General features: G+C 32.5%; 1 pseudogene. It reads left to right on the top strand.

Annotated features, from left to right (window positions below):
• A pseudogene (locus tag KVT27_RS25970) lies at positions 1-240 on the top strand (bifunctional folylpolyglutamate synthase/dihydrofolate synthase); the annotation flags it as partial.

Below are 240 nucleotides of genomic sequence, written 5' to 3'. Positions count from 1 at the left end.
AAGTCATTCAAAATGTTGCAAAGGAAAACCATGCAAACTTATACGAACTTAGCAAGCATTTTACAGCGTTACATAAACAGTCTAATGAAGATGGGGAACAGTTTGATTTTACTTGTCCTTTTTCCGCATTTGAAGATTTGCAAATCTCAATGAAAGGCATTCATCAAGTAGGAAATGCAGCGTTAGCAATTATGGCAGTAATGTATGTAAAAACATATTTATCATTTTTAATTGAAGAAG

It is taken from the genome of Lysinibacillus sp. GbtcB16 (genome assembly GCF_019091145.1).
GTDB lineage: Bacteria > Bacillota > Bacilli > Bacillales_A > Planococcaceae > Lysinibacillus > Lysinibacillus fusiformis.
Note: the sequence above shows the minus strand (reverse complement) of the source record. Positions and strands in the feature narration are given on the sequence as shown.